At 60.6% G+C, this 25,618-nt stretch carries 19 protein-coding genes; 13 read left to right on the top strand and 6 right to left on the bottom strand.

Features of this window, described 5'->3' with window-relative positions:
* The first annotated feature begins 135 nt into the window (after positions 1-135).
* The 10 genes from LPB405_RS05840 to LPB405_RS05885 all read left to right on the top strand — a co-directional run bounded on the left by LPB405_RS05840 (position 136) and on the right by LPB405_RS05885 (position 11,564).
* Positions 136-1,347, top strand: a complete 1,212-nt coding sequence (locus LPB405_RS05840) for an excalibur calcium-binding domain-containing protein (RefSeq protein WP_219100618.1) — start codon at positions 136-138, stop codon at positions 1,345-1,347.
* A 313-nt stretch (positions 1,348-1,660) separates the two neighbouring features.
* On the top strand, positions 1,661-2,716 hold the full coding sequence (locus LPB405_RS05845; RefSeq protein ID WP_219100620.1) for an excalibur calcium-binding domain-containing protein: 1,056 nt from the start codon (positions 1,661-1,663) through the stop codon (positions 2,714-2,716).
* 314 nt (positions 2,717-3,030) lie between these two features.
* On the top strand, positions 3,031-3,753 hold the full coding sequence (locus tag LPB405_RS05850) for a DUF4956 domain-containing protein (protein ID WP_219100622.1): 723 nt from the start codon (positions 3,031-3,033) through the stop codon (positions 3,751-3,753).
* Positions 3,754-3,877: 124 nt separating this feature from the next.
* The gene (locus tag LPB405_RS05855; protein ID WP_219100623.1) at positions 3,878-4,798 is read left to right on the top strand and encodes a polyphosphate polymerase domain-containing protein; all 921 of its coding nucleotides are present in this window, start codon (positions 3,878-3,880) and stop codon (positions 4,796-4,798) included.
* A 228-nt stretch (positions 4,799-5,026) separates the two neighbouring features.
* Positions 5,027-6,769 (top strand): carbohydrate-binding domain-containing protein, encoded by a 1,743-nt coding sequence (locus LPB405_RS05860; protein WP_219100625.1) that lies wholly within the window; start codon positions 5,027-5,029, stop codon positions 6,767-6,769.
* Between the two features lie 365 nt (positions 6,770-7,134).
* A complete protein-coding gene (locus LPB405_RS05865) occupies positions 7,135-7,344 on the top strand; it encodes a DUF3073 domain-containing protein (RefSeq protein WP_005504588.1) in 210 nt (69 codons plus the stop codon).
* Positions 7,345-7,712: 368 nt separating this feature from the next.
* On the top strand, positions 7,713-8,783 hold the full coding sequence (locus LPB405_RS05870; protein WP_219100627.1) for a phosphodiester glycosidase family protein: 1,071 nt from the start codon (positions 7,713-7,715) through the stop codon (positions 8,781-8,783).
* Positions 8,780-9,973, top strand: a complete 1,194-nt coding sequence (locus tag LPB405_RS05875; protein WP_219100629.1) for a bifunctional glycosyltransferase family 2/GtrA family protein — start codon at positions 8,780-8,782, stop codon at positions 9,971-9,973. The genes LPB405_RS05870 and LPB405_RS05875 overlap by 4 nt, the downstream gene beginning before the upstream one ends.
* A 320-nt stretch (positions 9,974-10,293) precedes the next feature.
* Positions 10,294-10,704 (top strand): helix-turn-helix domain-containing protein, encoded by a 411-nt coding sequence (locus LPB405_RS05880; RefSeq protein WP_257604868.1) that lies wholly within the window; start codon positions 10,294-10,296, stop codon positions 10,702-10,704.
* The gene (locus tag LPB405_RS05885; protein WP_219100633.1) at positions 10,704-11,564 is read left to right on the top strand and encodes an IS3 family transposase; all 861 of its coding nucleotides are present in this window, start codon (positions 10,704-10,706) and stop codon (positions 11,562-11,564) included. The genes LPB405_RS05880 and LPB405_RS05885 overlap by 1 nt, the downstream gene beginning before the upstream one ends.
* Positions 11,565-11,684: 120 nt before the next feature.
* Here the strand turns inward: LPB405_RS05885 and LPB405_RS05890 are convergent, their stop codons facing one another.
* A complete protein-coding gene (locus tag LPB405_RS05890) occupies positions 11,685-13,403 on the bottom strand; it encodes a S8 family peptidase (RefSeq protein WP_219100635.1) in 1,719 nt (572 codons plus the stop codon).
* 607 nt (positions 13,404-14,010) lie between these two features.
* Between LPB405_RS05890 and LPB405_RS05895 the strand changes: the two genes are divergently transcribed.
* Positions 14,011-15,915: a S8 family peptidase gene (locus LPB405_RS05895; RefSeq protein WP_219100637.1), complete on the top strand. Its 1,905-nt coding sequence runs from the start codon at positions 14,011-14,013 to the stop codon at positions 15,913-15,915.
* Between the two features lie 109 nt (positions 15,916-16,024).
* Here the strand turns inward: LPB405_RS05895 and LPB405_RS05900 are convergent, their stop codons facing one another.
* The 5 genes from LPB405_RS05900 to LPB405_RS05920 form a co-directional block, all read right to left on the bottom strand.
* The gene (locus tag LPB405_RS05900; protein ID WP_219100639.1) at positions 16,025-17,980 is read right to left on the bottom strand and encodes a S8 family peptidase; all 1,956 of its coding nucleotides are present in this window, start codon (positions 17,978-17,980) and stop codon (positions 16,025-16,027) included.
* 641 nt (positions 17,981-18,621) lie between these two features.
* Positions 18,622-19,767 carry a phosphoribosylformylglycinamidine cyclo-ligase gene (gene purM, locus LPB405_RS05905; protein WP_070507150.1) on the bottom strand — a complete coding sequence of 382 codons (1,146 nt, stop codon included), beginning with the start codon at positions 19,765-19,767 and terminating at the stop codon, positions 18,622-18,624.
* The gene (gene purF, locus LPB405_RS05910) at positions 19,767-21,518 is read right to left on the bottom strand and encodes an amidophosphoribosyltransferase (RefSeq protein WP_219100641.1); all 1,752 of its coding nucleotides are present in this window, start codon (positions 21,516-21,518) and stop codon (positions 19,767-19,769) included. Before purF ends, purM begins: the two co-directional genes overlap by 1 nt.
* 240 nt (positions 21,519-21,758) lie before the next feature.
* Positions 21,759-22,211 (bottom strand): sterol carrier family protein, encoded by a 453-nt coding sequence (locus tag LPB405_RS05915; RefSeq protein WP_219100643.1) that lies wholly within the window; start codon positions 22,209-22,211, stop codon positions 21,759-21,761.
* Between the two features lie 2 nt (positions 22,212-22,213).
* Positions 22,214-23,356, bottom strand: a complete 1,143-nt coding sequence (locus tag LPB405_RS05920) for an asparaginase (RefSeq protein WP_219100645.1) — start codon at positions 23,354-23,356, stop codon at positions 22,214-22,216.
* Between the two features lie 438 nt (positions 23,357-23,794).
* Here LPB405_RS05920 and LPB405_RS05925 point away from each other — a divergent pair, with 438 nt between their 5' ends.
* Together LPB405_RS05925 and purD are read left to right on the top strand one after the other, a co-directional pair.
* A complete protein-coding gene (locus tag LPB405_RS05925) occupies positions 23,795-24,133 on the top strand; it encodes a membrane protein (RefSeq protein ID WP_049351963.1) in 339 nt (112 codons plus the stop codon).
* Positions 24,134-24,287: 154 nt separating this feature from the next.
* Entirely contained in the window at positions 24,288-25,571 is a 1,284-nt protein-coding gene (gene purD / locus LPB405_RS05930; RefSeq protein ID WP_219100647.1) for a phosphoribosylamine--glycine ligase, read from the top strand.
* Positions 25,572-25,618 lie beyond the last annotated feature (47 nt).

Consider the following 25,618-nt stretch of genomic DNA (forward strand, 5'->3'; position numbering starts at 1 on the left):
TTTCTTTGGCGAAATATTGCCGCGCGTGCACCGACCCAAGGTTAAGTGCACGAAAGTGCTATTTTGTGTTGCAAGTCATTGCAAATACCCCCTGGACAGGCGGATACATCCACCACGCGGGGATAAAATGATGGGATGGACATTCGACACACTATCACTCGCTTCGGTGCCACCGCCCTGATCGGTTGCGGTCTGGCGGTCACCGCAATCCCCGCAACTTTCGCTCAGAACGGTGAAGAGTCCGTTACCCACGTCTACTCCGACAAGGCAACCTCTCACATTTCTGAGGTCTGGTACAAGGGCGAAACCCTGAAGGTTACCGGCGAAGGCTTCCTGACCCAGGACGGCACCTCCGGTTCCATCATCGCTATCAAGCTGAACAAGGGCTCCGTCAAGATTGACGGCAAGGACTACCTGGAAGTTCAGGCTGATGAGAAGGGCAACTTCTCCGTTTCCATTCCCTGGCAGGATGACCTGGACGAGCGCATCTCCGTGGACGTCTACCTGCTCTCCGGCTCCCTGAAGGACAACGACACCGCTCGCGGCGGCAAGGCGGCTACCGTGAAGATCGAGGCTCGTTCCGTTCAGGAAGCAACCCCCTCCGCAACTGCATCTGCTTCTGTGAGCGCTTCCGCTTCGGCAACCGCTTCTGTGGTGGCTACCCCCTCCGCTACTGCTACCTCCTCTGCTTCTGTGGCGCCTTCCGCATCTGCTTCGGCTTCTGCCGCTGATGAGGTTGTTGCCTCCGTGGATGCTGAGATTAAGAACCGCGCTGATGAGAAAGCTTCCGCCACCGCGTCGGTGAGCCCCTCGGCTACCGCATCGGCTTCCGCTTCTGTGGTGGCGACCCCCTCCGCTTCGGCATCTGCTTCTGCCTCGGGTGCTGCTGATCAGCACGCATTCGTTGCGAACGATGCGAAGGATCAGCTGGGTGATTCTGCCTCCGCTACCGAGCAGGCGAGCGCTTCGGCTGAGAGCACTCGCTTTGCGAACTGTGCAGAGGTTGCGGCTGCTGGTCTGGCACCCATGCCCTCGAGTCACCCGGATTTCCGCAAGAAGTTCGACAACGATGGTAACGGCCTGGGCTGCGAGGTCATCAATAGCGAGGTGACTGACGGTTCCTCCTCCAGCATTTCTTCGGGTTCTTCTTCCCGCAACTCTGGCGGTCTGGATAACCTGGGCGGCAGCTCCTCCTCTTCGAGCAGCTACACTTCAAGCCGTGCTCAGCGCTCTTCCCTGGCTAACACCGGTGCTTCTAACGCCTTCACCATTGCCGGTATGGGTCTGGTAGCTCTGGGCCTGGGTGTTGCTGGCGTGTCTGCTGTGCGCAACCGCAAGAACTCCTAAAACTATTGCCACCGCCCCGTGCGGTGTGTGAGGGTCCCTTCCCCTGATGCTTTTGAGCGTTCGGGCGGAGGGGATTTTCGCGTTTAACGGGGTGGTTTTTGCTGTTGGGTTGTGCCGATGAGGTGGGGTATGTACTTGTTAGTTTCTTCAACGTTGGGTTGAGGCTTTAGAGGTGCACGGCGGTGTAAAAGGCTTATATAGTTCAACCATGCCTTCAATAAACCTTCAAGAAAAATATGTTTTGTGAGTCAGGTCATGGCAAATTAGCGTCTTGGGAGCCGGTATCCCAAGCTTCGCTCGTTAGAATGGGGGCATGAATATTCGAAACAACATCGCACGCATTGGTGCCACCGCCCTCATCGGCTGTGGCCTCGTTGCTACTTCCGTCCCCGCAACCTTCGCTGTTGAAGGTGCGCCTCAGGTTGTCCACACCTACGCAGACTCTGCACAGTTCATCGCCCCCGACGTATGGGTTGAGGGTCAGGGTCTGAACATTGGCGGCGAGGGCTTCAAGACCGCTGACGGCACTTCCGGTTCCGTCCTGGCACTGAAGCTGAACAAGGGTGCCGTCAAGATTGACGGCCAGGACTACCTGGAAATCCACGCTGACGCGGCTGGCAACTTCTCCGTTACCATCCCTTGGCAGGAAGAGCTGCACGGCAGCGTTTCCGTTGACATTTACCTGCTGTCCGGCTCCCTGAAGGACGGTGACGTTCCCCGCGGCGGTAAGGCAGCTACCGTGACCATTAAGGTTGCAGAGCAGCCCGCTCCCGCACCTAGCGAGGACCCGACCCCCGCTCCTTCTCAGGACCCGACTCCGACCCCCTCCGAGGACCCGACTCCGACCCCCTCCGAGGACTCGACCCCGGCTCCCACCCAGGACCCGACCACCGAGGCTCCCAAGCCTGCCGATGAGACCTCCGCACCCGCAGTTGAGGACGCTAAGGAAACCAAGCCTGCCGAAGAGCAGAAGTCTGAAGACCAGAAGTCTGACCAGGCTTCCGACTCCTCCGCAAAGGACGAGAAGACCTACAAGTACCAGAACTGTGCTGACGTGTGGGCAGACCGCGGCACCTCTATTCACAGGGGTGACCCGGACTTCCGCGATAAGTTCGACGCTGACGGTGACGATGAAGGTTGCGAAGAGCAGCCGAACTACGAGAACTCCAACAAGTCTGACAGCGTTTCGCTGAGCTCCGGCTCGAATGACAACCTGGGCTCCGGTTCTTCGAACGCATCCTCCAAGAGCTCTTCTTCCCTGGCTAAGACCGGTGCATCCGACGCGATGACCGCTGCTGGTCTGGGTCTGATTGCTCTGGGTGCTGGTGGCGCGACCATCGTGGCAACCCGTATGCGCAAGAAGGCATAATAGCGCCTAGTCGCTAAGTTTTTAGCTGCTTTTATGGGCTCCCTCCATATCGGAGGGAGCCCATTTTTTGTGCTTTTTGAGGCTGTGGGGGATGCTGAGGGAGACGCGAAAAAGCACAAAATTACGGACAAATAGCGCTACTGACAAGGCTATTTATCAGAGACACATAACACTTATCTCTAAGTTAAGGTGAGCACAGGGTAAACACAGACTCGCACGGGAATCTAGATACTACCAAGAACGCACAGCCCAAAGCTGATGAACAGACAGCAAAAAGCACCGCGAACATCACGACACGATACCTGGAGCACCCAATGACTATTCTGACCATGGCGATCGCCGATGCCATAGCCATCGCAGCCCTCTGCACCCTCTACATGGTGCGGCACCGCAACCGCGAACTGATGATTTCCTACGCAGTCATCAACGCCGGCATCTTCACCGTCTCGGTGGCGCTGGTATCCGCCGGATCGAACGCATCCGCTATGGGTATGGGCCTCTTCGGTGTCCTGTCGATTATCCGATTGCGTTCCACCGCCCTGAGCCAGCGCGAGGTGGGTTACTACTTCGTAGCCCTCTCGGTCGGCATGATCGCAGGTGTGAACATCAGCCCGGCGTACATTGCCTTCGGCCTCATGGCGGCTCTCATCCTCCTGATCGCGGTCCTCGACTCGCGTAGTGCCCCGGTCTCTACCGATCAGACTCAGACCGTTACCGCCGATCGTGCGATCAGCGACGAGGAAGAGCTCAAAGCATACCTGAGCACTCGCCTGGGTTACACCGTCACCTCGGTCAGCGTTACCGAGCTGGACATGGTGAATAACCTGACCCGCGCCACCGTCACCTACCAGCCCAAGGAAACCCCCGAGGGTGGCACCCCCGCGGCAGTGGAGGCGGCTCAGCCCGTAGTAGCTCAGACGGTAGCATCGCAGGCTCCTGCGGCTTACCCGGCAGCACCTCAGGTTCCCACCGCCGAGGCGCACGCCACGCTGGATACTCGGATGGTACCCCTCCAGCGCACGCCGGTAGGCAAGTAAAACCAGCCGGTATCTAAGCCTCCGATTCACTCCAACCGCACAAACATCTCCGATACCCACGACACGCCGCCCCCAGCGCACAGCCCAATACGCGCCGGGCGGCACCCCAGAAGGACAAAGACCCATGACTAACGCAGCCGCAAACATCATCCCCGCAGAGTGGAAGAGCATCAGCCTCGAAGCCATGAACGAGAAGGCAGCCATGCAGACCCGCGTGGATCGCAAGTACATTGTCGACGCAGAAACCGCCGCCAAGGTACTCGCCACCCTCGACGCAGACGCCTCCGTCATGGAAATCAAGGGCCAGCGCGACTTCGCCTACGACTCGGTCTACTTCGACACCCCGCAGATGCAGAGCTACCACTCGGCAGCCTACAGCCGCGATGACACCTTCAAGATTCGTACCCGTAGCTACCTGGACTCGGAGCTGACCTTCCTGGAGGTCAAGACCGATGGTGAGCAGGATATAACCGTCAAGAAGCGTATCCCGTACACCTTCGAGATGCGCGATACGCTCACCGCGGAAGGCCACGAGTACATCACCGAAGCACTCGGCGACATCCTCGCGGGCCCGGTCGAGAAGCTGGAGGCGGTTCTGACCACCGGCTACCGCCGTACCACGGTCTTCCTGCCGCAGAGCGAGAAGAACCCGGTCGCATCCCGCATGACGGTAGACACCAACCTGACCTGGACCCCTCTGTCCGAGAACATCCTCATGGCGGGCGTGAACTACCGTAACTACCACGGCAACCTGGTCGGCACCACCTACGGCCTGCCGAATGCGGTCATCATCGAAACCAAGTCCGGCGTGGAGCCCTCCGTGGCAGACCAGCACCTCTGGGATGCGGGCATCACCCCCGCGAAGATCTCCAAGTTTGCAACCGGCATGGCGGCGCTGAACCCGCAGCTGGCAAGCAACAAGTGGGCAGAAACCCTGAAGAACTGGATGCACCTGGAACCGGTCAACGGCACCCGCCTCAACGTGGATGACATGACCGAAGAGGACTACCAGAAGCTGCTGACCGAGCATTTCGCAGCCGCCTAAAACGGCAACCCGCCTAAAACGGCAATTGGGGATGCGCGGGTAGGGTAGCGCACCTACCTTACCCGTACCCCAGCCCCTCATCTATAAACCCCCGAACCGAACACAATACCGGCTTTATTCGCCCCACACAGGCAATAACCGCTCTCACACATATTCACATTTCACATACGTCTTACCCCTGTGGCGCTGGCTCTACGCGAGTGGTCACCCAAACACAAAGGAAAACCCGTGAAAAAGAGCAATATGATTAAGAGCGCAACCTCCATTACCCTCTTGGCAGCCCTGGCGTTGACCGGCTGCTCGGCAGCCTCGACCTCGAATGCCAGCGCTACTGCCATTAGTGCAACCAGCACCTCCGCTTCGAACACTTCGGGCACCACGTCGAAGGTGGCAGACACCTTCTCCACCGACGTGAAGAGCGGCGCAAAGCTCGCCGAGGACACCCACTATTCCGCCAAGGATCTGACCTGGGACTCCTCCAGCGAAGTTACTATCAATCTTTCTAACCCGACCGCGACCGACGGCGTGACCGTCAGCGACGGCGTCATCACCATCACCAAGGCGGGCAACTACAAGCTCACCGGCACCTACGAGGGCCAGATCAAGGTTGAGGCTACCAGCGGCGACATGGTCCGCCTGATCCTGAACAACGCGACCATCACCAACTCCACCGGCGCGGCAATCAACATGGTTGAGGCGGACGAGGTCGTTATCTACACCGCCTCGGGTACCACCAACACCGTCTCTGACGGCTCCTCCTACTCGGATACCGCCAGCGGTAGTCCCGACGCAGCTATCTACTCCAAGAGCGACCTGACTCTGGCGGGCGAAGGCACCCTGAAGGTTGAAGGTAAGTACGAAGAGGGTATCCACACCACTGACGGCTTGGTCATTGCCTCCGGCACCCTGGAAGTGAACGCGGCAAACACCGGCATCAAGGGTAAGGATTACGTCGATATTCTGGACGGCACCATCACCGTGACCGCAAGCCAGGACGGTATCAAGGCAACCAACGACACCGACGGCAACCGCGGCTGGGTACGCCTGAGCGGCGGTACCGTGAACATCTCCGCAGGTGATGACGGTTTCAAGGCTGAGCGCGTGCTGGAAATCTCCGGCGGTACCCTGAACATTACCCAGTCGAACGAGGGTATTGAGGCGCAGTACATCAACATTCTGGACGGCACCGTGAACGTGACCAGCACCGATGACGGTATCAACGCCTCGTACAGCACCACGACCACTACTGACTCGACCAGTACCAAGTCGGCTTCGACCTCCACCACACAGGCCACCCAGAGCAAGCAAGCTGCACAGGGTAATGCTGCACAGGGCGGTCAGGCACCCAGCGGTAGCGCAGGTCAGGCCCCTGCAGGCGGCGGTCAGGCTCCCTCCGGTGCCATGGGTTCCGGTACCACGGGCCAGCCCCCGGCTGGCGGTGGCATGGGCGGTGGTGGCATGGGCGGTGGCGGCGGCACCTTCGAGGTCGTCGACGCAACCATCAACATCACCGGCGGTACCGTCACCGTGAATGCGAACGGCGACGGCATCGACTCTAACGGCACGGCAACGCTCTCCGGCGGCACCCTGATTGTGAACGGCCCCTTCACCGGTGGCAACGCCTCCCTAGACACCAACGGCGACCTGCTGCTCAACGGCGCGACCGTGACCGCGGGTAACGCCGGTGATATGTTCGAGGCTCCCTCCACCTCCTCCACCAGCGGCTACGTGAAGATCAGCAACGTATCGAACCTGAGCGCAGGCACCACCGTACAGGTGACTGACTCCTCCGGTAACGTGGTGGCAAACTACAAGGTGACGAACTCCAGCACCGCGCTGATCCTGGTCTCCAGCTCCAAGATCACCAAGGGTGAGAGCTACACCGTGTACACCACCACCGATAGCGTGGATGCATCCAGCACCACCCTGGCTTCTAACGCCACCTCGCTGGGCTCCTTTACCGCAAGCTAAGCGGCAGGAGTGCCCCTCAAGCTCCGTGCTGGATGTCATGACCGGCACGGTACCCTCTCTGACCCCGGTCTTGTGAGTGAGCCGGTAGGAGAGACACTCGCCCCGCATTGGTCGTAGCGATACGTCCGGTGCGGGGCACTGTGGTGTCTGGGGTATGGCATCTGGGGTAAAAAGCCGCGGGTGCAAAATAAAACGGTTGTTCCGGTGCGAAGAAGTGTCATGATACGCAAAATAGGTGACGTTCAGCGAGACATTCAGGGCTGAAACAGGGTACTCTATAGTGTAGTAAAGACTGTTGAACGATCCGAGAGCGATGCGCCGCGCGTGCTGTTCGCCTCGGACAGGATGAAAGAGGGGGTCACGCCATGGGGCGCGGCCGTCAGAAGGCTAAAGCAACAAGGCAGGCTCGGGAGATGAAGTACTTCAGCCCCGAGACCGACTACAGCGCACTCGAGCGCGAGCTCAGCAGCGCGAAGAAAACGAAGTCCTCCGATTCGTCCCGCCGTCGCTATGACGACGAGGACGACTACTCGGCATACGCAGAAAAGTACGCGTCCTACGAGGATGAGGCATAAAGAATACGCGGAATGATTCGGTGCATATCGACCGAGCGTATTTCATAGATGATGAACCGGCTTGAGGCCCCGCACGGGGTGCTCAGCCGGTTTTTTCGTGCCCGCAGTTTGTTTCGTGCCCCCCCAATTTGTTCATGCCTGCAGTTTGTGCGGATGCACCCGGATGTGAGCGCAAGGGTGGGCTGCCGGCGGGGGTCTTAACTATGTGGAGCACAAAGCCAATGCACATGTTTATACATAGATATGCATAGAGCCATCTGGTAATAGAGCGTAGTTGGTAATAAAAAAGCTTGAAATGAATAAGCATACATAGCTTCTGCACAGCTTAGTCATGCCTGGCACAGAGAATAGGCCGGCATTCTAGAGACATGAACAACGAACAGAACATGACTCAGAACATTGACCAGACCACCCAGACCGCGGCAGAACAAGCTAACGCAGCGCAAACCGCCGCAGAGCAGAAGCTAGCCAAGAAGAAGCTCACCCGTCGAATCTTCATCGGCGGCGGCATCGGCGCCCTCGCAGTAGTCGGAGGCGGCGCAGGCTGGGCGTACAACCGCTACCTGGCAGAGCACACCGAAATCGAAGACACCACCGCCTACGAGGCGGCAGCAGCTCAGGCGAACGCAAGCGCCTCCGGCTCCGCTACCGCAGACCCCACCGAACTGACCGGCGTGAAGGTCAACGGCCAGAGCCTCACCGCTAACGAAGGCTCGATCACCATCACCTCCAACACCACCGGTAGCGGCTCGGATGCGGTCGTCTCCTTCGTAGCAGACATCAAGCTCGACAACGCAACCCTGCTGCGAAGTGCCTTCGCCAACAACAAGTTCGGCCAGAACATCATCGACACCCCCTCGAACATTGCCTCCGAACACAACGGCATCTGGGCAATCAACGGCGACTACTACGGCTTCCGTACCACCGGCATCGTGATCCGAAACGGTGTTGTCTACCGTGACTCCGGCGCTCGCGAGGGTTTGGCCTTCTACCGCGACGGCTCCGTCAAGCTCTACGACGAAACCGCAACCAACGCCCAGACCCTCGTCAGCGAGGGCGTGTGGAACACCCTCTCCTTCGGCCCCGCACTGGTCAAGGACTCCGCAATCGTCGACGGCATCGACAGCGTCGAGGTGGATACCAACTTTGGTAACCACTCCATCCAGGGCAACCAGCCGCGAACCGGCGTGGGCGTGCTCGGCACCAACCACCTGGTCTTCATCGTGGTCGACGGCCGCTCCACCAACTACTCGCGCGGTGTGACCATGCCCGAGTTCGCCCAGATGTTCAAGGACCTCGGCTGCGTGACCGCTTACAACCTGGACGGTGGTGGCTCCTCCGCCATGGTCTTCAACAATCAGCTGGTCAACCGCCCCCAGGGTGGCACCAAGGAACGCGGCACCAGCGACATCCTCTACATTGCAGGGAGCGCATCGTGATTATCCTGATACCCGCCTACAAGCCGGACCAATCGCTGGTCCGCCTTGCCCGGGCCCTGCGCGAACAGGACCCTAACGCCGAAATCCTCGTCATTGACGACGGATCCGGCAGCACCTACGCACCAATCTTCACCGAACTGCGTATCGACGGCGTGACCGTGCAGAGCCACCCCGCCAATAGGGGCAAGGGTGCGGCACTGCGCACCGGCATCGCCTGGGCGCAAGCAAACCGCCCCGGCGAGGTCATCGTCACCGCCGACGCGGACGGCCAGCACCTACCTCGGGACATCTTCCGTGTGGGTGTGCGCACCGAAACCGCAGCGGCGGCAGGGCAGAAGAGCATTATCCTCGGCGTGCGTACCAAGCCCGACCCGAACGCCGGCGAAGAAGGCACCAGGGTGCCGCTACGTTCCAAGATTGGCAATAGCGCAACCGTAGGCTTCTTCGCCCTGGCGACCGGTGCCCGCGTGGCAGACACCCAGACCGGTCTGCGCGGCTTCACCCCGCAAATCCTGGACTGGTTGCTGCAGATTCCCGGCGATAAGTACGAGTACGAGTTCTCCATGCTGCTGCGCGCAACCCGCGCGGACGTGGAGCTGGTGCAGGTGCCCATCGTGAAGGTCTACGAGCCGGGCAACCCGACCAGCCACTTTAGGCCCCTGCAGGACTCGGCGCTCATCTACGCGCCCCTGCTTGCCTTCCTGGCTTCGTCTTTCCTGACCGGCTTCCTCGTGGATGCTATCGCCCTGTTCGTCCTGGTGGGCATGGGCGTTCCGCTACTGGCGGCCGTGGTCGGTGCCCGCATCATCTCGGCGCTGACGAACTTCACCGTCAACCGAATGCTCATGCACGACGGAGGCGCACGCCCCTCGGCATCCTCCTCGCTGGTACGTTACGCCGTGCTGGCGGTGGGTATCCTCGCAGCCAATGCGGCTCTGATGGAAGCTTTGACCGGCCTGGGCGCGTCCCTGCTGGTCGCCAAGATCCTGACCGAACTGATTCTGATCCCGATCAGCTTCGCGGTTCAGCGCCGCTGGGTCTTTCTACCCACTCGGTGGCAGGAAAATACGCGAGAGAAGACAGTGGCAACTCACGCACCCTCGGGTTTGCGTGCGGTGAGCTACGAGTCCGCTCGCATGGAGGCTGCCGGTATCCGTACCGGCGTGCGCGCCTCCCAGGTACGCCCCTAGCTCGCCTACTCCGGCGGCTAGTTCACTAATGGCTAGTTCGCTAGGGGCTACCTACAAAACTTCTCCCACCCGTCAGTCGTGAGGGTGGGTGGGAGATGCAAGCTGCCGCACCACAAACGGCAGCATTCTGTTCACGAAAAGCCCCCGCTGAGAAAATGAACTGCCTCCCGTTTCTTGGACACCAAAAATAAAGTCCAAGAAACGGGAGGCTTTTCATGCCTATAAATCTAGGAATGAGACACGATCGTTTGCTCCGGGAGCAAGCAGCACTGATGTTTGAGAGAGGATTCGGCTATGGTCTAACCGCCAGGAAGCTTGGTGTGTCCGCCGCAACTGTGAGAGAGTGGCAGAAAACGTACCACGTCATCGGGAAGGACGGGCTTCTTACCATGGGAATAAAACACACCAAATACGACTACGAGACCAAAGTCGCCGCAGCCAAGGCCGTGGTTGACGGTGGAATGAGTAAGCCCGAGGCAATGGTGCGTTTCGGCATTGCAAGCGCGACACCGTTGAAGCAATGGTGCAGGCTGTACCGTGAAGGCGGCGCGCAGGCGCTTAAGCCTAAGCCCAAGGGCAGGCCAAAGGGATTAGGTGCGGGGGCGGTACCACCAACGCGTGAGGAGGAACTTGCCGAGCGTGTGCGCAAGCTTGAGGCGCAGGTGGCGTACCTAAAAAAATCGATTGCCCTGAAGGCGCACAGGCGCTCCCAAACCGGGACAAAGCCCTAGTGGTCGCTGAGCTTTCAGGGCGCGGACACGCGGTGCGTGATCTGCTCGAAGCTGCTGGTCTTGCCAGGTCGAGCTACTACTACGCGTTGGCTCATCCCCGGCAGCCAACCAGAGTGCAGCTACGTCCCAAGGTCACACAGATCTTTTCGCGAACCCCCAACGGGTGTGGTCACAGGCAGGTGGCTATGTGCCTGCGCGCTGAGGAAGGGGTGCGCATTGCCGATAAGACGGTTTTGAAGATGATGCGTCAGATGGGGTTGCGTTGCGGTATACGCCGCCAGAGGCCCTACCGTAGGTACAACTCCTATAAGGGGGACGTGGGGCAAAGTTTTGAGAACGTCATTGGTCGCAACTTCACGGCGACCGGTCCCTGGCAGAAGTTGGGTACCGATGTTACCGAGTTTAAGCTCTCCTTTGGTAAGGCGTATCTCGCTCCGGTTTACGACTTTGCTAGCAAAGAGATTGTTGCCCACTCGATCTCGATGTGCCCTAACCTCCTCCAGCAACAAGAGATGCTCCAGGTACTCATGGAGGCCAAACCCGCAGGGGTTGAACCGATTTTGCACTCGGATATGGGGTGGCAGTATCAGCACGAGTTCTATATCAGCACGCTTGCTGAGAATGGTTTTATCCAGAGTATGTCACGCAAGGGCAACTGTATTGATAATGGCGCCACTGAGCAGGTTTTTGGACATCTGAAGGACGAGTTCTTCCGCGGCCAAGACTGGCAGACCTTTGAGAGTTTCAAGGCCGACCTTGATGCCTATATCATGCACTGGAATACAGTAAGGCGTCAGGTAAAGCTTAAGGGCCTGACTCCGGTAGAGTACCGGGATCAGGCCCTGCTGGAAGCCGCATAAGGGTTACTATTTAAAGCGTCCAAGTTTCGGGGCGCAGTTCAAAACTCAACGGGGGCTTTTTGTATGTGGCATCCTTCAGAAACCTATTGGCTCACCGGCTTCCAAAGGATAACGCGCCGATTAGCGGCCGGGGATCAGACCGTGGGCAGTAATCAGGAACGGCGGGTTGTGGTTGACCGCCGGGTTGGTCACGTAACCAACACGTGCCGCACGGGTTGGGTGCTTGGGGGCACGCTTCGGCCAGGGCTTCGCAGCAGGGTTCGGGTCCTTCTTGCCCTGCACCATAGCCAGTGCGCTCGCCGCGTTCACAATGCCGGAGCCGCACGCGTTCACATCGCAGGTGAGCGGCTTGGAGCTCTGCTTCAGAATCTGCTTTGCGCGCTCAGCGGTCAGTGAGGGATCCACCGACTTCATCAGCGCAATCACGCCAGCAACCTGAGGTGCCGCCATGGAAGTGCCGTCGTACTCAGTGTAGCCTGCACCGGTGGACACGGTGGTACCCAGGTCCACGGTGGACATGATGCCGCTACCGGGGGCGCTCACATCAACGAGCTTGCCGTAGTTGGAGAAGTCGCTACGCTTACCCTCCTGGTCGGTAGCGCCCACCACGATCGAGCCGCCGCAGTTAGCCGGAGCGACCTTGGAGGTGTCCTGACCATCGTTACCAGCTGCAACGACGAGAATCGCGCCGCGCTTGTTCACCTCAGCAATAGCCTTGGAGTAGGTTGCGGGGCAGGTGCCCTCGCCGCCGAGGGAGAGGTTGATGATCTTGGCGGGGTTGGAGTTCGCGGGAACGCCCTCAACGGTGCCGCCAGCCGCCCAGATCATTGCATCCGCAATGTCGGAGTCGTAGCCGCCGCACATGCCCAGAGCACGCACGGGCAGGATCTTGGTGGAGGGCGCCACGCCGACGATACCGCGCTTATTGTTCATGATTGCGGCGATGGAGCCGGCAACGTGGGTGCCGTGCCAGTTCGACTCGCTTGCCTCAGATCCGCTATCGCAGACGCCCGCTTCTTCCCAGTTGCCCTGGTCGGTCGGGTCGGAGTCGCGGCCGTTACCGTCACGGGCGATGGAGGGCTCGGTGATGAAGTCGTAGCCGGGCAGAACGTTCGCGTCCAGGTCGGGGTGCTTGACGATGCCGGAGTCAATCACAGCAACGGTCACGCCAGCGCCCTGGGTGGTCTTCCACGCCTCGGGTGCGGCCAGGCCCTTGGTGCCGTGCAGGTTCCACTGCTGCGGGTAGAGGGTATCGTTGGGCGCTACAACCTGGTTCGATGCCTGAGCAGCCTGAGCTACCTGAGCCACCTTGGAGGTGGTGGCGGTACGAGTGCGCGCGGTGGAGCGGCGCAGCAGGTCGGGCTCAACCGACTCGACGGAGGGGTTGGAGCTCAGAGTTGCCATGTACTTCTCCGCCTGCTCTGCGGTGAGCTTGGAGGAGAGGGTCACCACGGTTGCCTTCTGGGCGGTGGTGCGCACGTAGTTGGTTTTGATTTTGAAGAGGTCGTCGACGCTCTGCACCTCGGAGGTGAGGCCCTGGTAGAGGGAGTCGCTCCAGGTGGCGACCTGGGTGCCTGCGGGGCTTGCCCAGTTGACGCCGCCTGCGTTCAGTGCGCTATCGGTGTAGGTGATGACGAAGCGGTTGAAGCCTGCCTTCTGCTGTGCAGAGCTGAGGGAGGAGATGGTGGTGTGCGCCTTGGTACGTTCGGTGCTGTTAGCCTTTGCGGGTGCCGCGAAGGATGCGGGGGTGCCCAGGGTTGCGACGAGTGTTGCTGCAGTACCCAGGCTCAGCGCGGTGCGTGCGATGCCGCGTGCTGAGGGGTGAGTGGTAAAAGACATCGGGGTCCTTTGCGTATGTGAGTGCCGGAAGCGGCAAGTGGGTTGGTTATTCACTCACATAAATGCACCTTCGAGAAAATATCTGCATTCTTTTGTGTATTTGCTTGTGAGGAGCGAATAGAAAAAGAAAATGCACATCACTGCATTGATGTGTATTTTTCTCTAAAACCCCCGTGCGGGAGTTCTTCGGAAGTAGTTTATGTGGTGAGATATCGCTATCCTAGCACCTTTTCCTATGTGTGAAGCGGCTAAAACTCGATAGTGTGGCGTAAATAATGGGATTTTTCTTTCATGTAAATGCAGATAAAGAAATGCCTAGTCAAACTATTCTCGTGGACTTAAAGTAAAGATTTAAGTTTTACTCACCTTTATATAAAATGACCTGCATCACAAAGATTATTTTATTCATAAAGTAACCCGAAAAGGGTGCTAGAGTATCTCACGGTGCGTACCCGTGCATGCACATTGTGAAGCCACTTCACCGCCCACACAATGCACCACACCTCACTCTTCCGTATTCACTCGTACCGAGCGCACGCCCTCAACGCGAGTCGGCAACGCTACGCCGCACCGTGCGCACCCGGTACCACTCACCTCAAGGACGTCCATGCTTCGCATTGCTCGCCCCTCGCAGGCACGCTCCTCACAGCGTTCCCTGCTGAGCTTCGTCACCGCAACCTGCCTGCTCTCGGCAAGCGTGATCCCCGCCGTGGCGGCACCCACCGCGCAGACCACCCAGCCGAAGGCAACCCAGACTTCTGCGGCGGCACAGGCTTCTCATACCGCCCAGATCTCCAATACCGCGCAGACCGCGCAGGCTGCGCCCGTGGCGTACAACCGCTTCATCATCACCTACACCGATGAGGCGAAGAACGCCGCCTCCACCGATGCCACCGCAGATCAGATCGACTGGTCCGCAGCCGCCGGCACCCAGCAGGCAACCTGGGCCGACGCACTCTACGCGGGCATCACCTCCGAGGTGCAGAGCATTGACGAGCTACTGAACATTAAGACCAGCTACGTCCGCTCCACCGCGCTGGATGCCAGCGTGGTCACCACCTCCGCGGAGCTCACCCCCGCCCAGGCGCAGCAGTACATGAACGCCCTGAGCGCGAACTCCAAGGTCGCCTCCGTGTCGCCCGATATGCGCCGCTACGCCACCGTGGACAACACCTCGGAGCCCGTCAAGATCAACGACCCGAAGATGAACCGCATGTGGTCCCTCACCGGTGAAAAGGGCGTCTCCGCGCTGGAGGCGTGGGGCACCACCCGCGGCAAGGGTGTGACCGTTGCGGTGCTGGACTCCGGCATTACCGCCCACCCGGACCTGGACGCTAACGTGCTGCCCGGCTATGACTTCATTGCCGAGTCGGCGTTCTCCAACGACGGCGACGGCCGCGACTCCGACCCGACTGACGCCGGCAACTGGACCGTAGACAACCAGTGCTTTACCGGTTCGAAGGCGACCGCCTCCGACTGGCACGGCACCCACGTGGCGGGCACTATCGCCGCTATCGCAAACAACAACGAGGGCATCGCCGGGGTGGCACCCGAGGCGAAGATTGTGCCCGTGCGCGTGCTGGGCGCCTGCGGCGGCTTCGACTCGGACATCACCGACGGCATTATTTGGGCTGCCGGCGGTAGCGTGCGCGGCGTACCGGGGAACCAGAACCCCGCCCAGGTCATTAACATGTCCATCGGTAGCGAGGGCACCTGCACCACCCCGTACCGCCAGGCGATTGCTCAGGCGAATAAGCGCGGCTCCATCGTGGTTGTCGCAGCGGGTAACAATAACTTTGATGCCTCGAAGTCCAGCCCCGGCAACTGTGAGGACGTCATCAACGTTGGCGCAACCGATAAGAACGGCAAGCGCTCCTACTTCTCCAACTACGGCTCCCGCGTGGATGTGAGCGCACCCGGTGGCGACCGCCGCTACTGGGGTGGCGGTATTCTCTCTACCCTGAACGCCGGTAAGACTGCTCCCGGTAAGGCTGACTACGCCGAGTACCAGGGCACTTCCATGGCGGCACCGCATGTTGCCGGTATTGTGGCGCTCATGAAGGCGGTCGACCCGAAGCTGACGTACGCTCAGGCGAAGAAGGCCCTGCAGTCCACCTCTCAGGGCGTTGAGTGCGACCAGTCCGCGTGCGGTTCCGGCATTGTGAATGCGGCACGCGCGGTTCAGCAGGTCCGCTCCGACCGTGAGGCTGCGGATGCTGCCGCGGCTGAGGCGGCACGCAAGAAGGCTGAGGAGGACGCTAAGCGTCAGCAGGCCCCCGCACCTAAGGCAACCCCTGCACCGAAGGTAACCCCTGCACCGAAGGTGACCCCGGCTCCGAAGGCCAGGACCCGCCCGTCCCGCCCGGTGACTCGCCCCTCCTACCCGTCGCGTCCGCGTCACGGCCACACCCCGCGTTACCGCTCCTGGTACGGTGCATCTGCGAACACCTACCCGAGCAGCGGCTACCCGAACACCGGATACCTGGGTTTCGCGACCGGTAACCACCGCTAGTTATCGCCACTAGCCGAACCTCGTTGTAGACGTGAAAAGCCCCCGATGAGTTCTTTCATCGGGGGCTTCGCTCTGCCCGTGAACCGGGTCTGGCTACGCTACGGGTAGCTTAGTGCTGCTCGTCTGCCTCGCGGGGCTTCTGCGCGGGGTTGGTGACCAGCGGTTCGTCCTGGGTGACGGGCTCGGCGTCACCGTTCAAGTCGTAGACCTGGGCATCTTCGGGGATTTCCATGGCGGGCGCGCCGGGAATTCGGTCGTAGTCGCCGGTGAGGCTCTCGCCGTTGGCTCCTGCCGTGAGAGCTTCTGCTGTCGCCTCGGCTGCCTCGTCGGTGGCGGCCCTGTCTGCAATCTTGGTGTTGGACGCTCCGGCGCTCAGGCCCTTAGAAATAATCTTGCGCGGTCGCAGGTAGGTCACCCTGCCGTTGGCGTCCAGGTTTCCCGCCTTTTTAGCCAGGTTGAAGCTGTTGATAATGCCTCGGCTGCAGAAATACTTATCGCACTTGATGCGATTACCTCCCGCGAGGGTGAACGCTCTCTCGACCTGCTGAGTGGTCATGGAGGTACCGTTGACCAGCTGCTGCGCCAGCAGAGCGGAGACGTGCGGCGCCGCCATGGAGGTGCCGCTCTCGTAGACGTAGGTGAACTTAGTGTTATCAGGGCGGTCGAGGCTGTTCACGGACAGGGAGAGGATGTTTTCACCCGGCGCGGAGATGTTGACCCTCGTGCCGTAGTTGGAGAACGATGCTCGTGTACCGGCCTTGGTGGTTGCACCGACCGTGATGACGCCCATGCAGTTGGCGGGCGCGTACTTGGAGGCTTCCGTGTTGCCGTTACCTGCCGCGGCGACCACGAGTGCACCCTTGGAGCGTGCGATGTCGATGGCGCGCTGGTACGCGGCGGGGCACTGGGTTACGGTGCCGATGGACATGTTGATGATCTTAGCGGGGTAGGTGTTGTCCGGCACGCCGTCAACGTGTCCGCCGGCAGCCCAGATGATCGCGTCGGCAATGTCGGAGGTGCGGCCACCACAGCGGCCCAGCACGCGCACGGGCTGCACGCGGGCGAGGTCGGCGACACCGACGATACCCATGCCGTTATTGCCGCGTGCGCCGATAATGCCCGCCACGTGGGTACCGTGCCAGGTGGAGGTGTGGGCGTTCGCCTGGTCCTTACAGAGGTTGTAAGGGGCGTAGTCGCCTTCATCCAGGGGGTTGGGGTCGCGGCCGTTGCCGTCGCGGGCGCTGAGCGGGTCGCTGACGAAGTCGTAGCCGTTCGCCATGCCGGTGACCAGGTCGGGGTGTGGCACGTAGCCGGTGTCGAGCACGGCGACCTTCACGTTTGCGCCGCGGCGCAGGCGTGCGTTACCGGTGTTCTGCACGCCGGTGGTGGGGTTGGTGAGGTTCCACTGCTTGCTGTACTGCGGGTCGTTGAACTGGAAGGTGATGTCGCCTTCTGCGGCGGGGTAGTTGATGTAGTCGGGCTCGACGGAGGCTACGTCCGGGTCGGAGGCGACCTTCGCCATGAACTCCTTCGCCTCGTTTTTGTTGAGGGTTTTGGAGGTCTGGATGACGGCGTCATCGGTGGAGGTGTTGTGCAGGAACTTGGTGTCGACGTTTAGCGCTTCGCTGACGACATCGACGGTGTCCATGATGTCGTCAACGATGCCGCGGACTGCGTCCCAGTCGCCGTCGCGCTGCATTTTGCGCTGCTTGGCTTCCTTGGTGTAGGTGACGATGAATCGGTCGAACACCTGCTGGGGGAGCGTACCGGGCGCCGCCGCGGTGGGGGTGTTGGGGCGTGCCGCGCCGTTGCGCGCGAGGGTGAGGGGGCTGACGGGGCCTTCGATCTGGGGTGCTGCCTGAGCTGCTGCCAGGGTGGCCTCGTCACTGGGGGCCTGCGCGAGGACAGCGGGCAGGTCGCCTCCGAAGAGGAGTGCGCCGGCGGCGAGCAGGCTCATGGCTGCGTGTGCGGGGCGCTTGCGGCGGCGGTTATCGGTGCGGCAGTTATCGGGGTAGCGGCGAGGAGGTGTTTCGGTGCGCTGCGCGCCGAAGTATGGAAGCCTCATCTGGTTCTCCTGATGTAGGTGGTATGCGGACTGTGTGATGTGTACTGGTGTTTCCGTCTGTAGGTGCGCGAGGTGCGTATAGGGTTTTTACGGGGCAGTAAAAGAGGCCTTTTTGGGCGCGCTGAAGTAATGAATGGGGTGAGGGAATAGCGTTTCTTTGACCCTTTTTCGTACCGAAAGAACTCTTTTTTGGACGGTGTGCAACGTACATTTCTAAGGTATCACTTCAAGGTGAACTTGAGGGATTTTTGAGGTGCTTTTCACGGGTTAATGTGCAGAAAATCAACCTCTGGAGGCTGAATAGTGCCCAATGGTTGAGGGTTTATGTAAGTAAAGCTTGAGGGTTGGAGTATACGAGGCAGGATATGCGGCACCTCTTGCTGACAGGGGAGAGAAATAAATGTTTTAACACTGTGGTGTAAGCACTAGAATGCATTAAAAATGCAGTTGATAGCAAAAAATAAAAATAGCCTGAAATACGCGTGAAAATAAATAAAAAGCTGGCATCAAACACACGGGACAACGCGCACCGCCGGTAGACACACACAGACCGGGGCGGCCACCGCATGGGTGACCGCCCCGGTCTATAGAATCATCAGCACCAGCAAGCTGGCGCTCGCTACCTACTGGAGAAAGCGTCCTTAGGAAGCGTAGGAGCCCAGCAGGCGAACCGCGCCGCCGTCCACGCCCTTAGCGCCCTGAATGTAGTCCGCGCTGTTTGCCTCGGGCTCACCGGCGGCAACAACATCACCCATAATCCAGGAGGGGATACCGCGGTCGTTCAGACGCTTGGTAGCAGCCTCAGCCACGGAGGGGTCAACGATAGCGATCATGCCCACACCCAGGTTCAGGGTGCGCTCCAGGTCGGCCAGAGGCACGTTGCCCAGCGAACCGATCAGGGAGAAGATCGCAGGAATCTGCCAGGTGGAGCGGTCCACGCGACCCTCCAAGCCCTGAGGCAGAACGCGAGCCAGGTTAGCGGCCAGGCCGCCGCCGGTCACGTGGGAGAAGCCGCGCACACCACTGCCGGTGGTGCCGTCTTCGCCGTTGACGGGGAATGCAGCCGCCAAATCCAGGCAGTCTGCCGCGTACACGCGGGTGGGTTCGAGCAGCTCTTCACCGATGGTGCGGCCCAGCTCGTCCACCTGGCGCTCCAGACCCCAGCCGGCAACGTTCAGGACCTTGCGGACCAGGGAGTAGCCGTTGGAGTGAATACCGGAGGATGCCATAGCAATCAGCACGTCGCCCTCACGTACGCGCTCGGGACCGAGCAGCTCGTCAGCCTCGACCAGACCGGTTGCTGCGCCCGCAACGTCGTACTCGTCTTCTGCGAGCAGGCCGGGGTGCTCAGCGGTTTCGCCGCCAACCAGGGCGGTACCAGCCTGTGCACATGCGCCAGCGATACCGCGCACAATGTCAGCGATACGTTCGGGAACGACCTTGCCAGTGGCAATGTAGTCGGTCATGAACAGCGGCTTCGCACCGCAGACCACGATGTCGTCCACGACCATGCCGACCAGGTCGTAACCGATGGTGTCGTGAATATCGAGTGCCTGCGCGATAGCGACCTTGGTACCCACACCGTCGGTGGAGGTAGCCAGGTAGGGCTTGCGGTACTTGACGAGCTCGGAGACGTCGTACAGGCCCGCGAAGCCGCCCACGCCACCAACGACGGAGGAGTTGTGGGTCGCCTTGATAGCGCCCTTCATCAGCTCAACGGCGCGATCGCCAGCCTCTACGTCAACACCTGCGCTCGCGTAGGTTACGGTGGTGGTGTTCTCGCTCATTAGGATTCCTTCGGGGTAGCGGTAGCGGAGGAGTTTGCGGGGATGCGGTCCTGCTCGGTGAGCAATGCCTCGAGGTCGGCGTCGGGGCCGGGGTTGCACATGCCCATACCGGCGTCGTCTGCGGCAACCTGTACTGCGGAGAGATCGAACTTCGTTTCGAGAGTTTCGGTGCCTTCGCGGGTCTCAATGGAGACGGCCTCAGCATGCTCAGGCTTGGAGGGGACGGGGCGCTCCACGGTCACCTCAGCTGCCTTACCGGCGAGGGGTCCGCCCTTGCCCTTCTCCGAGGAGTCGAAGAGGGACTTGCCGCGTCGTTCCTCGCTCGGCAACTCAATCGGGTATTTGCCGGTGAAGCATGCGGTGCACATGTTTTCGGCGGGCTGCTCGGTGGCTGCCATCATGCCGTCCTGAGAGATGAAGCCGAGCGAATCGGCACCCAGGGAGGACGCGATTTCGTCCACGGACAGGCCGTTAGCGATCAGCTCCGCACGGGAGGCGAAGTCAATACCGTAGAAGCAAGGCCACTTCACGGGCGGGGAGGAGATGCGCACGTGCACTTCCTTCGCGCCAGCTTCGCGGAGCATACGCACGAGGGCACGCTGAGTGTTACCGCGAACAATGGAATCGTCAATAACGACGAGGCGCTTACCTGCAACCACAGACTTGAGCGGGTTCAGCTTGAGTCGAATACCGAGCTGGCGGATAGTCTGCGAGGGCTGAATGAAGGTTCGACCCACGTAGGCGTTCTTGACCAGACCGTTACCGTAGGGAATGCCGGACTCTTCGGCGTAACCAATAGCAGCCGGAACACCGGATTCGGGAGTGGGCATGACCAGGTCAGCTTCAACAGCGTGTTCGCGGGCAAGCTGACGGCCCATTTCTACGCGGGATTCGTAGACGCTACGGCCGGAGATGGTGGTGTCCGGGCGAGCGAGGTAAACGTACTCGAAGACGCAACCGGCGGGCTTAGCTTTTGCGAAACGCTGGGAACGCAGACCGTTCTCATCAATGGTGATGAGCTCGCCGGGCTCCACTTCACGCACGAAGGACGCACCGACAATATCAAGTGCCGCGGTTTCGGATGCGACAACCCAGCCACGCTCCAGACGACCGAGTACGAGGGGACGAACACCCTGCGGGTCGCGTGCGGCGTAGAGGGTGTGCTCATCCATGAAGGTGAAGCAGAAAGCACCGCGTAGGGTCGGCAGCAGGTCGAGTGCTGCTTCTTCGAGGGAGTCGAAGTCGTGTTCCGCCAGCAGGGCGGTGACGAGTGCGGTGTCGGTGGTGTTGCCCTGGGCGAGTTCGCCGTGCTTGGGGGGCTTGCCGCCGTTCTTTTCAATCAGACGCTCGTAGAGATCAGCCGAGTTGGTGAGGTTACCGTTGTGCGCCAGACAGAGCGTGCCGTGCGGGGTGGTACCGAGGGTGGGCTGTGCGTTAGCCCAGTGGGATGCGCCGGTGGTGGAGTATCGGGCGTGGCCGATAGCGTGGTCGCCGGGCATGGAGCTGAGGGTGGCTTCGTCAAAGACCTGGGAGACCAGTCCCATATCTTTGTACACGTGGATGCGTTTGCCGTTACTGGTTGCGATACCTGCTGATTCCTGGCCGCGGTGCTGGAGCGCGTACAGGCCGTAGTAGGTTAGCTTTGCCACGTCCTCGCCGGGAGCCCAGACACCGAAGACGCCGCAGGCGTCCTTGGGGCCGTGGTCAATTGGATCGAGGTCGTGAGTGAGTTTTCCGTCGGGGCGAATCAATTCACTTCTTTTCGACGTTGGGACTGCGGATGCGTCTGCGCAGGCGCAAGATTGGGGCGTGTTGCCGCACTCACACCTGCCTGCGTGTGCCATAGCATACACCAGACCCTTAAAAGTGTACCGGGTTTCAGAGACGCTGTGGTGAAGGATACGCTAAATACCTCAGGATGGACGACTAGAACAGGCACCAAACACGCCAAATCACGAAAACTGCGTGGACCTGTGAGCTCGTAGCGAATTCTAGAAGAGCGGCAACAAACCCGAAAGGTCACTACGCTCACCCGACGCATCCAGCGCACCGGCACTCACCGCCTGCGCCCACGAACAGGCACCCAGAACCAGCGCCGCCCACACGAGTGGACGCGCCTCCACCACGGACGGCGGGGTACCGCGCGTATGGCGAGGACCCGCCACGCACTGGGTCACGCCCAGCGGGGGCACACGCACCTCCACACTATTGCCGGGGGCTAGGGTGGCCAGCTCTTCGAGGGTAAAACGCACGAAGGTTGCGCGCACCGAGCGGGGGAGCGCGGCAAATGCCTGCTCCACCTCGGCGCTGTTCAGCAGGTACTCGCCTTGGGCATGCACATCTGCAGGCTCGCCGGTTGCCGCACGCTGCGCCTCAAAGAAGGCACGCACTTCGCGGACCGCCGCCATGCCCGCTTCCTCGCTGGTCTTACGTCGAATCGCCACGACTAGTCCTCTTCCTGGGCGTTCTCTTCGGGGGCGCCGGGAGTCGAATCCTCGCGGGTGAAAAGCTCCTCATGTACGCGCAGCTCACCCACCACAACCGGCTTGCCGTCCACGTACCCGCCGGTCACCGGGCGAATCACTAGCGCGAGGAGGCGCTCGCATTCCTCGGCGCTCAGGTAGCCGCCAGCTTGCAGTGCGCGCAGAGCCACGGCGTACATGGCGCGGTGCGAGCCGTCGCTCATCTTCACCACCACGGACGCGCCCGAACGCAGACCAATGCAGAGCACGCCCTCCGCGCCGCCCTTGACGATTGCGTCCAGTTCTTCGCTGAGCACGGTGTCGGGGGAGCCGGGCGCCTGAATCAGCTCGGGGTAATCCACCATGGCGGTCGCGACCGTGGAGGCGCGCGCATCCGCCCCGAGGTTGCGGATTGCCGCACCGAGGGTCGAGTAGGCGCGTGCGGCACCGGCCAGGGAGACAGCGTGCACGGGTGCGCCGCAACCGTCAACGCCGATGGCGGCTACCGGCTCGCCGGTGAACGCCTCAATTTCTTCGGTAATGACCTGCTGTAGCGGGTGGGCGGGGTCGAGGTAGTTGTGGAGGGTCCAATTCTGCGAGCCTGCCTCGAGCTCGCCGCGTTCCAGCTTGGCGGTGCAGGCCCAGAGGAAAGCGGCGTGCTTGCCGGAGCAGGGGTGCGCCAGGGGAGTACGCGCCAGGTTGGCCTGAATCATGGCCTTGTACGCCTGTGAGTCGGAGGGGTAGGAGGGCTTGAGCGCCAGGTTCGCCGGGGTGAGCGGGTTGGTTTCGGTGCTGCCCTGGGTGAGTACGTCCTGTACGGCTCGCATCTGCTCGAAGGTGCCGCGGTGCGAGCCGCAGGCGATGGCGACCTGGGAGCCGCGCAGGGGTGCGCCCGCTTTCATGGATCCGATGGCCTGCAGGGGTTTGGCTGCGGAGCGCAGGTAGAAGGGCTCGTGAATGTCGCCGAGGGCAAGCTGCACATCGCCGTCGGGGTTGAGGAGGATGAGGCGGCCGCGGTGGCGTGCCTCGACAAAGTTGTTGCGGGTGAGCTGTGCGAGTTCTACGTCGAAGGCGCTGCTGGGGTTGGTGGTGTGAGTGGTTGCCTGTGGGGTGGTGCTGTTGGTCATTCTTCTAGTTTAAGGGGTGTATTGTTCTGCCTTATGTACGCGGTTTTACGCGTATAGGGCGGCTCAGAATGGTATCCCCGCAAATATTTCCGTGCAGAACGTTGCTTGTAAGGGTGGGGCGGATTCATCCTTATTTTTGGATGTTTATGTGATATTTTTTGACCGACAGTGAGCTGTATATGTGATACCTCTCATATTAATTGGTGGTAGGGGTTACGTCTTTAGCATGGGGAGGAATAGAATATTCGTGGAGTATACCCGTGAGGTCTGCGCATACCTCTCAAAATGGGAGCGGCCCCTTCCTAGCGCCATGTATCCTAGCGCCACCTATCCTGGAGCCACCTAGAACAGATCCTCCCATCATCTACGTCTCCACTGTTTGCGAGAACGACAGCACCAGATAATACGCACACTAGATCATCAGAAATAGGTAATTTTATGGCAGAGCAGAACAACTCTTCTTCCACCACCCCTAAGAACACCGCAGAAAAAAGCGGCATGAGCGCTGAATCTGAATTTCACGCCAAGTTTTTCCCCATTCTTGCGCGAGTCGCTTCGATTACTGCCGTGCTCATGTATGTCTTCTACTTCCCGCAGATTATCGGTAACCTGAACGGTCACAAGGGCGACTGGATTCAGCCCCTGGTAGCCGCTATAAACTGCACTCTATGGTTGCTGTACGGCCTGTGGCGCCCCAAGAAGGACATACCAATTGTCATCGCTAATGCCCCCGGCATTGTTTTTGGTGGTCTTGCGGCTGTGACAGCATTGGTTTAACCCGAATCAAAGCCACCTATGTTGTGGTGAATACTCACCCGATGCGGTTCTTCTCTGATAGGCATTCTTTTGAGCGTGCCGCTAGATGAGAAGAGCCGCATTTTTAGTGTTCCCAGCTCACATTTTTAGCGTGATAGCGGGTACCCTGAATAGCATGAAGGTTTTGGTACTGGGCCCCGGTGGCCGTGAACATGCTATTATCCGTGCGCTTCTGCGCGACCCTGAGGTGACCGAGGTGCACAGCGCCCCCGGCAACGCCGGTATTGCTCAGGATGTTCCCGTCCACGCAATTGATGCGAATGATCCCGCCCAGGCAACCGCCCTGGCACGCGAACTGAACGCCGACCTGGTCGTTATTGGCCCGGAGGCGCCCCTGGTCGCAGGTGTCTCCGACGCGTTGCGGGAGGCGGGCTTTGACGTTTTCGGCCCCTCCGCAGCTGCTGCACAGCTGGAAGGTTCCAAGGCTTTCGCTAAGCAGGTCATGGAAGAGGCTTCCGTGCCGACCGCCCGCGCCTACGTGGCAAAGAACGCCGCTGAGGCGCAGGCTGCGCTGGACGAGTTCGGTGCACCCTACGTGGTGAAGGACGACGGCCTGGCTGCGGGTAAGGGCGTTGTGGTGACCGAGGACCGCACCGCGGCACTGGAGCACGCTCAGGCTTGCTTCAACGCTGGCGGCACCGTGGTTATCGAAGAGTTCCTGGACGGCCCCGAGGTGTCCCTCTTCGTCATTTCTGACGGTAAGAACGTTCTGCCGCTGTCCCCGGCGCAGGACTTCAAGCGCATTTTCGACAACGATGAGGGCCCGAACACCGGCGGTATGGGCGCCTACACCCCGCTTCCCTGGCTGCCCGAGGGTTTCGTGCAGGAGGTTGTGGAGAAGGTGGCTCGCCCGACCGTGGCTCGTATGGCTGAGCGCGGCACCCCGTTCGTGGGCGTGCTCTTCTGCGGCCTGGCTGTGACCAGCCGCGGCGTGCGCGTTATCGAGTTCAACGCCCGCTTTGGCGACCCTGAAACCCAGGCTGTTCTGGCGCGTCTGCGCACCCCGCTGGGTCAGCTGCTGCGTGCGGCTGCTCGCGGTGAAATTTCTGAGGGCGCCGAGCTGGATTGGGATCCCCGCACCGCAGTGGACGTGGTCATGGCAGCCGAGAACTACCCGGATACTCCCCGCAAGGGTGACGTCATCTCCGGTCTGGATGAGGCGAACGCTCTGGAGGGCGTGCACGTGATTCACGCGGGCACTGTCGCATCCGAGGAGGGCGTGCTGACCGCTGGCGGTCGTGTGCTGGCTGTTGTTGCTCTCGGTGACGACCTGGCTGCCGCCCGTAACGCCGCCTACGAGGGTGTTCGCGCTATCTCCTGGGCTGGCGCGCAGTACCGCACCGACATTGCGCTGAAGGCTGTGGAGAACCGCATCCACATTCCCGCCCCGCGCGACTAAAACCTAAGGTGACCGGCTTCCCCGCTTGAGGGTGGGGGAGCCGGTCG

Origin of the sequence: Rothia mucilaginosa (assembly GCF_019334805.1) — a bacterium.
GTDB lineage: Bacteria > Actinomycetota > Actinomycetes > Actinomycetales > Micrococcaceae > Rothia > Rothia mucilaginosa_C.